The organism is Micromonospora sp. NPDC023888, from assembly GCF_040639415.1.
Classification (GTDB): Bacteria; Actinomycetota; Actinomycetes; order Mycobacteriales; family Micromonosporaceae; genus Micromonospora.
The window spans coordinates 20,858-34,028 of the sequence record NZ_JBEZZW010000007.1 but is presented as its reverse complement, the minus strand read 5'-3'; the positions used below and the strand labels follow the sequence as shown (position 1 = coordinate 34,028).

The following is a 13,171-nucleotide window of genomic DNA, read 5'->3' as shown; positions in this document are numbered from 1 at the left end:
GGGCAGGGAAGGACGAGCAGGAGAAAACGATGTCGCTCTCGCCTTACGCACCGATCATCGGGCTGTTCGCCCTCGCCGCGGCGTTCTCGCTGTTTTCCGTTGGCGCCGCCCGCTTCGCCGGTCCCCGGCGCTACAACAAGGCCAAACTCGAGGCTTACGAGTGCGGCATCGAGCCCAGCCCGCAGCCGGTCGGCGGCGGCCGGTTCCCGATCAAGTTCTACCTGACGGCGATGCTCTTCATCGTCTTCGACATCGAGATCATCTTCCTCTACCCCTGGGCGGTCTCGTTCGACGCCCTGCCGATCTTCGGCTTCGTGGAGATGGTCCTGTTCATCGTCGCGGTCTTCGTTGCGTACGCCTACGTGTGGCGGCGCGGCGGCCTGGACTGGGACTGAGGAAGGAACGTCATGGGCATCGAGGAGAAGCTTCCCGCCGGCGTCCTGCTCACCTCGGTGGAGAAGCTGGTCAACTGGTCCCGGAAGTCGTCCGTGTGGGGCGCCACCTTCGGCCTGGCCTGCTGCGCCATCGAGATGATGGCCGCCGGTGGTCCGCACTACGACATGGGCCGCTGGGGCATGGAGGTCTTCCGGGCGTCCCCCCGACAGGCCGACCTGATGATCGTGGCCGGCCGGGTGAGTCAGAAGATGGCTCCGGTGCTGCGCCAGATCTACGACCAGATGGCCGAGCCCCGCTGGGTGCTCTCCATGGGCGTCTGCGCCAGCAGCGGCGGCATGTTCAACAACTACGCGATCGTGCAGGGCGTCGACCACGTGGTGCCCGTCGACATGTACCTCCCCGGCTGCCCGCCCCGGCCGGAGATGCTCATCGACGCGATCCTCAAGCTCCGCGAGAAGATCATGTATGAGCCGCTCGGCCCGAACGGCCGCAAGATGCTGGCCGCCCGCCAGGAGCGCGGTGACGTCCCGGTAGTGCCCTACGGCTCCATGCCCTCCTCGTACCGCAGCGACAAAACCCGCCGTGCCGAGTGGACCCGGGCGGTCCGCGAGGGCCGCGAGGAGCAGTTGCGGATCGAGAACTGGATGAACGCTCAGAACCACCTCCACCCGCAGGCAGGCCCCAAATGACCTCACCCACGGACAAGCCCAACGACGGCGGGGTGCCGGTGCCGGTCACGCCGGCCGGCGCCAGCGGCACCGCCCCGGCCGAGTACCCGCCGGCCAGCCCGGCCGGTCGCGGGATGTTCGGCAACCAGGGCACCGGCGACGTGTCCGGCTACGGCGGCCTGGTCCGCCAGCGCCAGCCCATCGAGGAGGCGTCCCGGCCGTACGGGGGCTACTTCGACGAGGTCCGCGACGCGTTGGAGGAGGCGTACCCGGCCTTCGGTGACGCGATCGAGAAGGTCGTTGTCGACCGGGGCGAGCTGACCCTGCACGTCCGCCCGGAACGGATCGCCGAGGTCTGCCAGGTGATGCGGGACGACCTGGCGCTGCGGTTCGAGCTGTGCTCCTCGGTGTCCGGGGTGGACTACCTGGGCGCCGACGAGCGCCGGCTGCACGTGGTCTACCTGCTCACCTCGATGACGTACCGGCGTCGGGTCCGGCTGGAGGCCGCGGTCTCCGTCGAGGCCCCGCACCTGCCCAGCGTCACCGCTGTCTACCCGACGGCGGACTGGCAGGAGCGGGAGGCGTACGACATGTTCGGCATCGTCTTCGACGGCCACCCCAACCTGACCCGGATCCTCATGCCGGACGACTGGGAGGGCCACCCGCAGCGCAAGGACTACCCGCTCGGCGGTGTCCCCGTCGAGTACAAGGGCGCGGAGATCCAGCCGCCGGACACCCGGAGGTCGTACCAGTGACGACGTCGAACTACGCCAGCGAGCGCGAGACCGACGAGGGTCGGGTCTTCACCGTCACCGGTGGGGACTGGGACACCATCGTCTCGGGCACCGACCCGATCAACGACGAGCGGATCGTCGTCAACATGGGTCCGCAGCACCCGTCCACGCACGGGGTCCTGCGGCTGATCCTCGAGCTGGAGGGCGAGACGGTCCGCGAGGCCCGGTCCGTCATCGGCTACCTGCACACCGGCATCGAGAAGAACCTCGAATACCGCAACTGGGTTCAGGGCTCGACGTTCGTCACCCGGATGGACTACCTCGCCCCGATCTTCAACGAGACGGCGTACGCGCTCGCCGTCGAGAAGCTGCTCGGCATCACCGACGACATCACCGAGCGGGCCACCACCATCCGCGTGCTGATGATGGAGCTCAACCGGATCTCGTCACACCTGGTCTGGCTGGCCACCACCGGCATGGAGCTGGGCGCGATCTCGATCATGCTGTACGGCTTCCGCGAGCGGGAGTACATCCTCGACATCTTCGAGACCATCACCGGCCTGCGGATGAACCACGCGTACGTCCGACCGGGCGGCGTGGCGCAGGACGTCCCGGACGCGGCGATCGTCAAGATCCGCGAGTTCCTCAAGATGATGCCGAAGAAGCTCAAGGAGTACGAGGACCTGCTCTCCGGCCAGCCGATCTGGACCGAGCGGACGAAGAACGTCGCGGTGCTGGACGTGACCGGCTGCGTGGCCCTCGGCATCACCGGGCCGGTGCTGCGCTCCGCCGGCCTCGCCTGGGACCTGCGCAAGACCATGCCGTATTGCGGCTACGAGACGTACGAGTTCGACGTGCCGACCCACCCCGACGGTGACGTGTGGGGTCGTTACCAGGTCCGGCTCGCCGAGATCCGGGAGTCGATGAAGCTTGTCGAGCAGGCCCTGGACCGGCTCCGTCCGGGCCCGGTGATGGTCGCCGACCGCAAGATCGCCTGGCCGGCGCAGCTCGCCATCGGCGTGGACGGCATGGGCAACTCGCTGGAGCACGTCGCGAAGATCATGGGTCAGTCGATGGAGTCGCTGATCCACCACTTCAAGCTGGTGACCGAGGGCTTCCGGGTCCCGCCCGGCCAGGTGTACGTCGCCATCGAGGCGCCCCGCGGCGAGTTGGGCGTACACGCGGTCTCCGACGGTGGCACCCGGCCGTACCGGGTGCACTACCGGGAGCCCAGCTTCGTCAACCTCCAGGCCCTCCCGGCGATGGCCGAGGGCGGTCTGATCGCCGACGTGATCGCCGGCGGCGCCTCGTTGGACCCGGTGATGGGTGGTTGTGACCGATGAGTGTTTTCACTGAAGAGACCCGGGAGCGGGCGCGCGAGATCATCGCCCGGTACCCGGCGGACCGGTCCCGCTCGGCGTTGCTGCCGCTCCTGCACCTGGTCCAGGCGCAGGAGGGGTACGTCTCCCCGGCCGGGGTCGCGTTCTGCGCCGAGGTGCTCGGGCTGAACAAGGCCCAGGTCGGCGCGGTGGCCACCTTCTACACGATGTACAAGCGCAAGCCGACCGGTGACTTCCTGGTCAGCGTCTGCACCAACACCATGTGCAACGTGCTCGGGGGTCAGGAGGTCTACGACACCCTCTCCGCGCACCTGGGCGTCGGGCACGACGAGACCACCGCCGACGGCACGATCACGTTGGAGCACGCCGAGTGCCTGGCGGCGTGCGACTACGGCCCGGTGATGACCGTCAACTACGACTTCTTCGACGGCGTGGACGCGTCCACCGCTGTCGGTGTCGTCGACGAGCTGCGGGCGGGCGGGCGGCCGATGCCGACCCGCGGCGCCCGGCTCTGCACCCTCAAGGAGATGGCGGTGCAGCTCGCCGGTTTCGCCGACGAGCGCGACGGCGCGGTCGCCGACGGCGGTCCGGGCGAGCCGACCCTGCGCGGGCTGCGGCTGGCACAGCAGCACGGCGTCTCGGTGCCGGGCTTCGACCCGAACACCCCGATCCGGAGCAAGGCCGAGGCGGACAAGGCCGCCGCCGAGGCGAAGGCGAAGGCGGAGGCCGCCAAGCCGGCACCCGCCGAGGCCAGCGCGGCACCGGTCAAGGGTGGCGACGGGGCGTCCGCGCCGACCGGAGCCACCGAGCCGGCGAAGCCGGCAGACGCCACCGGCAGCACCACGCGGGACGTCAAGGCACCGGACGACAAGTCGCCGCAGGTGCGTACCGCCGAGACCCGGCAGCCGGACGCGGCCACTGCGGTGCCGGACGCCCCGGGCACCAAGGTCCCGGCGGACGGCACCGCGCCCGAGGCAGGCGACGCGCGGTCGGCCGAGGCCGCCGGCGTGGCGGCCAACCCGCCGGCCGGCGACGGCAAGCCCGCCGGCGACGAGGCCGGGGCGCAGGAGCGCAACCTCACCGAAGCGAAGGCTGGCACGGACGCCGACGGCGCCGGACCGGCGGACGCGAACGAAACGGGGGCCCAGAAGTGACCACTCCCCGCCCGGAGACCGTGGCCAAGCTGACGCCGGTGCTCACCAAGCGCTGGCTGTCGCCGGACGCCTGGCGTATCGGCACGTACGAGCAGCTCGACGGCTACGCCGCCCTGCGCAAGGCGCTCAAGGCCCACCCGGACGACCTGATCCAGCTCATCAAGGACTCGGGGCTGCGCGGCCGAGGTGGCGCCGGCTTCCCGACCGGCCTCAAGTGGGGCTTCATCCCCCAGGGCGACGGCAAGCCGCACTACCTGGTGGTCAACGCCGACGAGGGCGAGCCGGGCACCTGCAAGGACCTGCCGCTGATGACCCACGACCCGCACGCGCTGGTCGAGGGCGTGATCATCGCGTCGTACGCGATCCGGGCCAGCCGCGCCTACATCTACATCCGGGGCGAGGCGGTGCACGCCGCGCGCCGGCTGCGCAACGCGGTCCAGGAGGCGTACGACAAGGGTTACCTGGGCCGGAACATCCTGCGCAGCGGCTACGACCTGGAGCTGGTGGTGCACTCCGGCGCCGGGGCGTACATCTGCGGCGAGGAGACGGCGCTGCTGGACTCGCTGGAGGGGTTCCGGGGGCAGCCCCGGCTGCGCCCGCCGTTCCCGGCCACCCACGGCCTGTACGCGAGCCCGACGGTGGTCAACAACGTCGGCACCATCGCCAGCGTGCCGCCGATCGTGCTCGGTGGGGCCGACTGGTGGAAATCCATGGGCACCGAGAAGTCCTCCGGGCCGATGATCTACTCGCTGTCCGGCCGGATCGTCAACCCGGGTCAGTACGAGTGCTCGATGGGCGTCACGCTGCGCGAGCTGCTGGAGCTGGCCGGCGGGATGCAGCCCGGTCACAACCTGCGGTTCTGGACACCGGGCGGGTCGTCGACGCCCCTGCTCGCCGCCGAGCACCTGGACGTGCCGCTCGACTTCGAGGGCGTGGCGGCGGCCGGCTCGATCCTCGGCACCACTGCCACCCAGATCTTCTCCGACCAGGACTGCCCGGTCTACGCGACGTACCGGTGGCTGGAGTTCTACCACCACGAGTCGTGCGGCAAGTGCACCCCGTGCCGGGAGGGCAACTACTGGATGGTCCGGGTCTACCGACGGATCCTCGCCGGTCAGGGCACCCACGAGGACCTGGACACCCTGCTGGACACCTGCGACAACATCCTGGGCCGCTCGTTCTGCGGCCTCGGTGACGGCGCGACCAGCTCGGTGACCTCGTCACTGAAGTACTTCAAGCAGGACTACCTCGACTACATCGAGGGACGTACCGCGCCGAAGCTGTCGGACAAGCAGCTGGTGGGAGCCCACTAATGACCGACGTAGCAAAGCAGACCGAGACCGTCACGCTCACCATCGACGGCGTCGAGGTCACCGCCCCCAAGGGGACGCTGCTGATCCGGGCCGCCGAGCAGATGGGCACCGAGATCCCCCGGTTCTGCGACCACCCGCTGCTGGCCCCGGCCGGCGCGTGCCGGCAGTGCCTGGTCGAGGTGGAGGGGCAGCGCAAGCCGGTCGCCTCCTGCACCCAGACCGTCGCCGACGGCATGGTCGTACGGACCCAGCTCACCTCCCCGGTCGCCAAGAAGGCGCAGGAGGGGGTGATGGAGCTGCTGCTGCTCAACCACCCGCTGGACTGCCCGATGTGTGACAAGGGCGGCGAGTGCCCGCTCCAGAACCAGGCGATGTCCACCGGCCGCACCGACTCGCGCTTCCACGAGCACAAGCGGGAGTACGAGAAGCCGATGGCGATCAGCAGCCAGGTGCTGCTGGACCGCGAGCGCTGTGTCCTCTGCCAGCGGTGCACCCGCTTCTCCGAGGAGATCGCCGGCGACAAGTTCATCGACCTGATGGGCCGGTCGTCCGCCGAAGAGATCAACATCTACCGGGACGACGCGTACGGCGAAGAGGGCGACGCCGGCGACGTCCCGTTCAACTCCTACTTCTCCGGCAACACAGTGCAGATCTGCCCGGTGGGCGCGCTCACCGGTGCGCAGTACCGGTTCCGGGCCCGCCCGTTCGACCTGGTCTCCAGCCCGAGCGTCTGCGAGCACTGCTCGGCCGGCTGCGGGCAGCGCACCGACTGGCGGCGCGGCAAGGTGCTGCGCCGGCTGGCCGGCGACGAGCCCGCGGTCAACGAGGAGTGGAACTGCGACAAGGGCCGGTGGGGCTTCCAGTACACCCGGGCCACCGACCGGCTCACCACCCCGCTGGTCCGCGACGAGCGCACCGGTGAGCTGCGCGAGGCGTCCTGGAGTGAGGCACTCACCGTGGCCGCCGAGGGGCTGCACGCCGCTCGGGAGGGTGGGCAGGGCACGGCGGTGCTCACCGGCGGCCGGCTGACGGTCGAGGACGCGTACGCGTACGCGAAGTTCGCCCGGGTCGCCCTGAACACGAACGACATCGACTTCCGGGCCCGGCCGGTCTCCCGCGAGGAGGCCGACTTCCTGGCCAGCTCGGTCGCCGGGGTCACCGACGTCACCTACACCGACGTGGAGAACGCGCCGGCGGTGGTGCTCGTCGGCCTGGAGCCGGAGGAGGAGTGCCCGATCCTCTTCCTGCGGCTGCGCAAGGCGTACCTGAAGAAGACCCTGACGGTGTACGCGCTGGCGCCGTTCGCCACCCGCGGCCTGGAGAAGCTCGGCGCCAAGCTGGCCCGGGTCGTGCCGGGCGAGGAGGCCAGCGTGCTCGCCGAGCACGCGACGGTCGCCGAGGCGCTGAGCGCACCGGGCGCGATCCTGATCGTCGGCGAGCGGTTGGCAAGTGTGCCGGGCGGGCTCTCCGCCGCGGCGGACGTGGCCCGGCGTACCGGCGCGAAGCTGGCCTGGGTGCCGCGGCGCGCGGGTGACCGCGGCGCTGTCGACGCGGGCTGCCTGCCCAACCTGCTCCCCGGTGGACGCCTGGTCAACGAGCCGGCCGCCCGCGCCGAGCTGGGTGAGGCGTGGGACATCCCGGCCGGGGTGATCCCGAGCCAGGCCGGTCGGGACACCGACGGCATCCTCAACGCCGCCGCCAACGGGCAGCTCGGTGCGCTTGTCGTCGGCGGGGTCGACCCGGCCGACCTGGCCGACCCGCGACTGGCCGAGGCCGCCCTGGACGCGGTGCCGTTCCTGGTCAGCCTGGAGCTGCGCCCCACCGCGGTGACCCGGCGGGCGAACGTGGTGCTGCCGGTCGCCCCGGTGGCCGAGAAGGCCGGCAGCTTCCTGGACTGGGAGGGTCGGCTGCGCCCGTTCGAGGCGGTGCTGAACACCGCCGCGATGACCGACGGTCGGGTGCTCGACGCGCTGGCCGCGCTGCTCGACGTGCGGCTCGGCACCGCTGACGTGCCGAGCGTGCGCCGCGAGCTGGGCTCGCTTCCGGCGACGCGTACGTCGCGGCCGTCCGCACCGTCGGTGGCACCGGCCCGGGTGCCGCACCCGGGTGCCGGGGAAGCCGTGCTGTCCACCTGGCACCAACTGGTGGACCTCGGCAGCCTGACCGAGGGTGACGAGAACCTCGCCGGCACCGCTCGTCCGCCGGTGGTCCGGTTGGGCAAGGGCACCGCCGACGCGCTCGGTGTCGCCGACGGCGACGCGGTCACGGTCGGCACCGACCGGGGGGCGCTGACCCTGCCGGCCGAGCTCACCGAGATGCCGGACGGCGTTGTCTGGCTGCCGACCAACTCACCCGGCTCGACCGTGCGACGCAGCCTCGGGGCGACGTCCGGCGCGGTCGTCCGGATCTCCGTTCCCGCACCGAGCGCGGTCGTTCCGGCCGGGCGGGTGCCGGCGGACGAGACCGGTCTCCCGGGTCCGATGCACAACGCTGGGGGTGTCCAGTGAGTCCGTCAATCCTGGCGCAGGATCCGACGCTTGCCGACTTCGGCCGGGATCCGTGGTGGCTGGTGCTCGGCAAGATCGTCTTCGCGTTCGCGTTCGGTCTGCTGGCCACACTGCTCGGCGTCTGGTTCGAGCGGCGCGTGGTCGGCTACATGCAGGTGCGGCCCGGCCCCAACCAGGTCGGCCCGTTCGGTCTGCTGCAGACCCTCGCCGACGGCCTGAAGATGGCCTTCAAGGAGGACATCCTGCCGAAGGCGGCCGACAAGGTCGTCTACTTCTTCGCCCCGACCATCTCGGTGATCTGCGCGGTCACCGCCCTGTCGGTGGTGCCGTTCGGCCCGATGGTGAGCATCTTCGGCCACCACACGCCGTTGCAGGTCACCGACGTGCCGGTGGCGGTGCTGCTGCTGCTGGCGTGCTCGTCGATGGGCGTCTACGGCATCGTGCTGGGCGGCTGGGCCTCCGGCTCGACGTACCCGCTCCTCGGCGGCCTGCGGTCGAGCGCCCAGATGATCTCCTACGAGGTCGCCATGGGCCTGAGCATCGTGGCTGTCTTCATGACCGCCGGCACGATGAGCACCAGCGGGATCGTCGCCGCGCAGGGCGACGCCACCCGGCTGACCATCTTCGGCACCGAGATCCCGGCGCCGGGCTGGTACGCGATCCTGCTGCTGCCCAGCTTCGTCATCTTCTTCATCGCCACCGTGGGTGAGACCAACCGGGCGCCGTTCGACCTGCCCGAGGCCGAGTCCGAGCTGGTCGCGGGCTTCATGACGGAGTACAGCTCGCTGAAGTTCGCGCTCTTCATGCTCAGTGAGTACGTCGCGATGGTGACCATGTCCGCGGTCACCACGACGCTGTTCCTCGGCGGTTGGCGCGCGCCCTGGCCGATCACGTTGTGGGAAGGCGCCAACTCCGGTTGGTGGCCGATGCTCTGGTTCTTCGGCAAGGTGATCGCGCTGGTCTTCGTCTTCGTGTGGCTGCGCGGCACGCTGCCCCGGCTGCGCTACGACCAGTTCATGCGCCTCGGCTGGAAGGTCCTGCTGCCGATCAACCTGGTCTGGATCCTGGTCCTGTCGGGCCTGCGCTCCATCGAGGACTGGGACACCCGCGGCAAGGTGATCGCCGTCAGCATCCCGGCCGGCCTCCTGCTCATCGCCACGCTGTTCTGGCCCAGTCGCCGGCCGCAGCCGAAGCCGACGACGCAGGAACAGGTCGACAACCGGCCGTACGGGAGCTTCCCGCTGCCGCCGATGGATCTTCAGGTACCGCCGAGCCCGCGTATCACGCGCGTGGTCGCCGAGCGGGAGCCGGCAAACATCGTTGCCGGCTCGGACTCCAGGGAGGTGTGACGTGGGCGCGATCACCGGAACGTTCAAGGGATTCGGTGTCACCTTCTCGCACATGTTCAGGAAGGTCGTCACGACCGACTACCCGTTCAAGCCGCCGGTGTCGGCCCCGCGCTACCACGGGCGGCACATCCTCAACCGGCACCCGGACGGCCTGGAGAAGTGCATCGGCTGTGAGCTGTGCGCCTGGGCCTGCCCGGCGGACGCGATCTACGTCGAGGGTGGCGACAACACCGACGAGCAGCGCTTCTCGCCGGGTGAGCGGTACGCCAGCATCTACCAGATCAACTACGCCCGCTGCATCTTCTGCGGGCTGTGCATCGAGGCCTGCCCGACCCGGTCGCTCACCATGAGCAACGAGTACGAGCTGGCCCGGGACAACCGGCAGGACCTGATCTTCACCAAGGAGCAGTTGCTCGCGCCGTTGCTGGAGGGCATGGAGCAGCCACCGCACCCGATGCGGCTCGGTGACAGCGAGAAGGACTACTACGTCGGCGCGTTGGACAACCCGGGCACCTCGGCCGGTGCGGAGACGTCCCCGATGGGTCCGGGCCGCTACCAGGTCGAGGAGCACCCCGGCGTGACGTTCCCGGGCGCCGAGCAGGCCGCCCAGCGCGCCGCGGCCGGCAAGGGAGAGGGAGCATGAACACGTCTACGGTGCTCGCCACCGCCGGTTCGGTCTCCGGCGGCGAGGCGGTCACCTTCTGGATCCTCGCCCCGCTCGCGCTCATCGGCGGGGTCGGGATGGTGGCCGCGCGCAACGCCGTGCACTCGGCGCTGTGGCTGGTGCTGACCATGCTCTGCCTGGGCGTGTTCTACGTGCTCCAGGCCGGCCCGTTCATCGGCATGGTGCAGATCATCGTCTACACCGGCGCGATCATGATGCTGTTCCTCTTCGTGCTGATGCTCGTCGGTCGGGACTCCACGGACTCGCTCATCGAGACGCTGCGCGGCCAGCGGGTCGCCGCGATCGTGCTCGGCCTGGGCTTCGCCGGCCTGGTCGCCACCGGCGTCTACCAGGCGCTGGACGGGACCACAGCGGTCGGCCTGGAGCAGGCCAACACCGAGGGGAACGTGCAGGGCATCGCCCGGCTGCTGTTCACCAAGTACGTCTTCGCGTTCGAGCTGACCTCGGCGCTGCTGATCACCGCTGCGGTCGGTGCCATGGTGCTGGCCCACGTCGAGCGGCGGAAGCAGGACAAGGTCGACCAGGTGTCGACCATGCGGGCACGCTTCGCCCCGGGCAACTACCCCGGCCCGAAGCCGGGCCCCGGTGTCTTCGCGACCTCCTCGTCGGTGGCCACCCCCGCGCGGCTGCCCGACGGCCGCCTGACCGACCGCAGCACCCCGGCGATCCTTCCGCAGCGCGAGCTGACCGCCGAGGAGACCTCGCTGAAGGGGACGGACAAGTAATGGGAACGTTCTTCTCGGTCGAGCCGACCTACTACCTCGTCCTCGCCGCGGTGCTGTTCACCATCGGCGCCTCCGGGGTGTTGATCCGGCGCAACGCGATCGTGCTGTTCATGTGCGTGGAGCTGATGCTCAACGCGGCCAACCTGACGCTGGTCACCTTCAGCCGGATCAACGGTGATCTCAACGGTCAGATCATGGCGTTCTTCGTGATGGTGGTGGCGGCGGCCGAGGTCGTGGTCGGGCTCGCGATCATCATGTCCATCTTCCGGACGCGACGCTCGGCGAGTGTCGACGACGCCAACCTGCTCAAGTACTAGAGGGGTCCACCGGTGGAAGAGACTGTGGAATACGCCCAGGCCACGGGGCTGCTCGGGGGCGTCTGGCTGCTGGTGGCGATCCCGCTGCTCAGCGCGGCCATCCTGCTGCTGCTCGGCCGCCGGGCCGACCGCTGGGGGCACTGGTTGGGCGTCACCGCCATCGGTGCCGCGTTCGTGCTCGGCCTGACGTTCTTCTTCCAGTTGCGCGGCCTGGAGAACAAGTCGGTCGAGCTGAGCCTCTGGGACTTCATCGCGGTCGGTGACCTGCGGGTCGACTTCGGCCTGCTGTTCGACCCGCTGGCCGCGGTCTTCGTGCTACTGATCACCGGGGTGGGCTTCCTGATCCACCTGTACGCGGTGGAGTACATGGCGCACGACGCGGGCCGTCGCCGCTTCTTCGCGTACTTCAACCTGTTCGTCGCGGCGATGCTGCTGCTGGTGCTCGGCAACAACTACGTGATGCTCTACGTCGGCTGGGAGGGCGTCGGTCTGGCGTCGTACCTGCTGATCTCCTTCTGGTACGAGCGGCCTAGCGCGGCCACCGCCGGCAAGAAGGCGTTCCTGATGAACCGGGTCGGCGACGCCGGCCTGGCCATCGCGATCTTCATCATGTTCGCCACCCTGGGCACCACCCAGTACGACGAGGTGTTCAACGGTGTCGGTGCGCTGACCGGCGCCACGGTGCTGGTCCTCGGTCTGCTGCTGCTGCTCGGTGCGGCCGGCAAGTCCGGTCAGTTCCCGCTCCAGGCATGGTTGCCGGACGCGATGGAGGGCCCCACCCCGGTGTCGGCGCTCATCCACGCCGCCACCATGGTCACCGCGGGCGTCTACCTGATCGCCCGGTCCAACCCGGTCTTCTCCGCCAACTCGACGCTCCAGCTCGTGGTGGTGAGCGTCGGTGCGCTCACCCTGCTGATGGGCTGCATCATCGGCGCGGCCAAGGACGACATCAAGCGGGTGCTCGCCTGGTCGACGGTGAGCCAGATCGGCTACATGTTCCTCGGTGTCGGCCTGGGCGGCGGGGCGTACGCGCTCGCCATCGTGCACCTGCTGGCGCACGGGTTCTTCAAGGCCAACATGTTCCTGGGCGCCGGCTCGGTGATGCACGGGATGAAGGACCAGGTCGACATCCGCCGCTTCGGCGGGCTGTCGACGTACATGAAGGTCACCTGGTTGACCTTCATGATGGGCTGGCTGGCCATCATCGGCATGTTCCCGTTCTCCGGCTTCTTCTCCAAGGAGCCGATCATCGTGGCCGCCTTCGAGCGGGAGGACTGGACCGCCTGGCTCTTCGGCGGGGCGGCGCTGCTCGGCGCGGGGCTCACCGCGTTCTACATGACCCGGCTGTTCGTGCTCACCTTCCACGGCCCGAAGCGCTGGACCGACGACATCGAACACCCGCACGAGTCGCCGAAGCTGATGACCATCCCGCTGATCCTGCTGGCGGCCGGTTCGGTCGGCGCTGGTTTCCTGCTCTCCACCTCGGTGCCGGACTGGCTGACGGCGACCGCCGGCCTGGGCGGCGAGCACGCGGAACACGAGGCGGTCCTCTCGCACGCCGTGATCACGACGCTGTCGCTGCTGGTGACCGTGCTCGGCGCAGGGTTGGCCTGGTTCCTGTTCCGGGCCGGTACGGCCACCGCACCGCAGCCGGCCGGGGTGCTTGTCACCGCCGCGCGGCGCAACCTGTACGCGGACGCGGTGAACGAGGCGGTCTTCGAGAAGCCGGGCATCTTCCTCACCCGGGCGCTTGTCTACCTCGACAACCGGGGCATCGACGGGCTGGTGAACGGGCTCGCCGCCGCGGTCGGCGGCGGCTCGGGTCGGCTCCGGCGGATGCAGACCGGCTTCGTCCGCTCGTACGCCACCTCGATCCTGGCCGGTGCGCTGCTGGTGATGGCGGCGTTCCTGGCGGTGCAGGCGGGGTGGTTGGCGTGATCGACCTGTTCCCGGCCGCCCCCGCCGGCGGACCACGCAGTGACG

At 69.9% G+C, this 13,171-nt stretch carries 12 protein-coding genes; all 12 read left to right on the top strand.

Annotated elements, in window-relative coordinates; all coding sequences use genetic code 11:
- Positions 1-29 precede the first annotated feature (29 nt).
- Genes AB0F61_RS08205 through nuoL form a run of 12 tightly spaced genes read left to right on the top strand, consistent with a single transcriptional unit; the run spans position 30 to position 13,126 of the window.
- Positions 30-395 carry an NADH-quinone oxidoreductase subunit A gene (locus AB0F61_RS08205; protein ID WP_007454588.1) on the top strand — a complete coding sequence of 122 codons (366 nt, stop codon included), beginning with the start codon at positions 30-32 and terminating at the stop codon, positions 393-395.
- 12 nt (positions 396-407) lie between these two features.
- Positions 408-1,085, top strand: a complete 678-nt coding sequence (locus AB0F61_RS08200; RefSeq protein WP_151489187.1) for an NADH-quinone oxidoreductase subunit B — start codon at positions 408-410, stop codon at positions 1,083-1,085.
- Positions 1,082-1,819 carry an NADH-quinone oxidoreductase subunit C gene (locus AB0F61_RS08195; RefSeq protein ID WP_357805124.1) on the top strand — a complete coding sequence of 246 codons (738 nt, stop codon included), beginning with the start codon at positions 1,082-1,084 and terminating at the stop codon, positions 1,817-1,819. Before AB0F61_RS08200 ends, AB0F61_RS08195 begins: the two co-directional genes overlap by 4 nt.
- Positions 1,816-3,141 carry an NADH-quinone oxidoreductase subunit D gene (locus AB0F61_RS08190; protein WP_355027401.1) on the top strand — a complete coding sequence of 442 codons (1,326 nt, stop codon included), beginning with the start codon at positions 1,816-1,818 and terminating at the stop codon, positions 3,139-3,141. Before AB0F61_RS08195 ends, AB0F61_RS08190 begins: the two co-directional genes overlap by 4 nt.
- Positions 3,138-4,292, top strand: coding sequence for an NADH-quinone oxidoreductase subunit NuoE (nuoE, locus tag AB0F61_RS08185; protein WP_357805121.1), 1,155 nt, complete (start codon positions 3,138-3,140; stop codon positions 4,290-4,292). The genes AB0F61_RS08190 and nuoE overlap by 4 nt, the downstream gene beginning before the upstream one ends.
- Positions 4,289-5,605: an NADH-quinone oxidoreductase subunit NuoF gene (gene nuoF, locus AB0F61_RS08180; RefSeq protein WP_357805118.1), complete on the top strand. Its 1,317-nt coding sequence runs from the start codon at positions 4,289-4,291 to the stop codon at positions 5,603-5,605. The genes nuoE and nuoF overlap by 4 nt, the downstream gene beginning before the upstream one ends.
- Positions 5,605-8,112, top strand: coding sequence for an NADH-quinone oxidoreductase subunit G (locus AB0F61_RS08175; protein WP_357805116.1), 2,508 nt, complete (start codon positions 5,605-5,607; stop codon positions 8,110-8,112). The genes nuoF and AB0F61_RS08175 overlap by 1 nt, the downstream gene beginning before the upstream one ends.
- Positions 8,109-9,461 carry an NADH-quinone oxidoreductase subunit NuoH gene (gene nuoH / locus AB0F61_RS08170; protein WP_357805113.1) on the top strand — a complete coding sequence of 451 codons (1,353 nt, stop codon included), beginning with the start codon at positions 8,109-8,111 and terminating at the stop codon, positions 9,459-9,461. Before AB0F61_RS08175 ends, nuoH begins: the two co-directional genes overlap by 4 nt.
- Before the next feature lies 1 nt (position 9,462).
- Positions 9,463-10,104, top strand: a complete 642-nt coding sequence (gene nuoI, locus AB0F61_RS08165; protein WP_357484594.1) for an NADH-quinone oxidoreductase subunit NuoI — start codon at positions 9,463-9,465, stop codon at positions 10,102-10,104.
- A complete protein-coding gene (locus AB0F61_RS08160; protein ID WP_357805110.1) occupies positions 10,101-10,871 on the top strand; it encodes an NADH-quinone oxidoreductase subunit J in 771 nt (256 codons plus the stop codon). The genes nuoI and AB0F61_RS08160 overlap by 4 nt, the downstream gene beginning before the upstream one ends.
- Positions 10,871-11,188 (top strand): NADH-quinone oxidoreductase subunit NuoK, encoded by a 318-nt coding sequence (nuoK, locus tag AB0F61_RS08155; RefSeq protein ID WP_357805108.1) that lies wholly within the window; start codon positions 10,871-10,873, stop codon positions 11,186-11,188. The genes AB0F61_RS08160 and nuoK overlap by 1 nt, the downstream gene beginning before the upstream one ends.
- A gap of 12 nt (positions 11,189-11,200) precedes the next feature.
- Positions 11,201-13,126 (top strand): NADH-quinone oxidoreductase subunit L, encoded by a 1,926-nt coding sequence (gene nuoL / locus AB0F61_RS08150; RefSeq protein ID WP_357805105.1) that lies wholly within the window; start codon positions 11,201-11,203, stop codon positions 13,124-13,126.
- The last annotated feature ends 45 nt before the right edge of the window (positions 13,127-13,171 follow it).

Coding starts and splice junctions, on each gene's coding strand:
- AB0F61_RS08205 (WP_007454588.1), top strand. CDS start 30: ATGTCGCTCTCGCCTTACGCACCGATCATCGGGCTGTTCGCCCTCGCC.
- AB0F61_RS08200 (WP_151489187.1), top strand. CDS start 408: ATGGGCATCGAGGAGAAGCTTCCCGCCGGCGTCCTGCTCACCTCGGTG.
- AB0F61_RS08195 (WP_357805124.1), top strand. CDS start 1,082: ATGACCTCACCCACGGACAAGCCCAACGACGGCGGGGTGCCGGTGCCG.
- nuoE (WP_357805121.1), top strand. CDS start 3,138: ATGAGTGTTTTCACTGAAGAGACCCGGGAGCGGGCGCGCGAGATCATC.
- AB0F61_RS08175 (WP_357805116.1), top strand. CDS start 5,605: ATGACCGACGTAGCAAAGCAGACCGAGACCGTCACGCTCACCATCGAC.
- AB0F61_RS08160 (WP_357805110.1), top strand. CDS start 10,101: ATGAACACGTCTACGGTGCTCGCCACCGCCGGTTCGGTCTCCGGCGGC.
- nuoK (WP_357805108.1), top strand. CDS start 10,871: ATGGGAACGTTCTTCTCGGTCGAGCCGACCTACTACCTCGTCCTCGCC.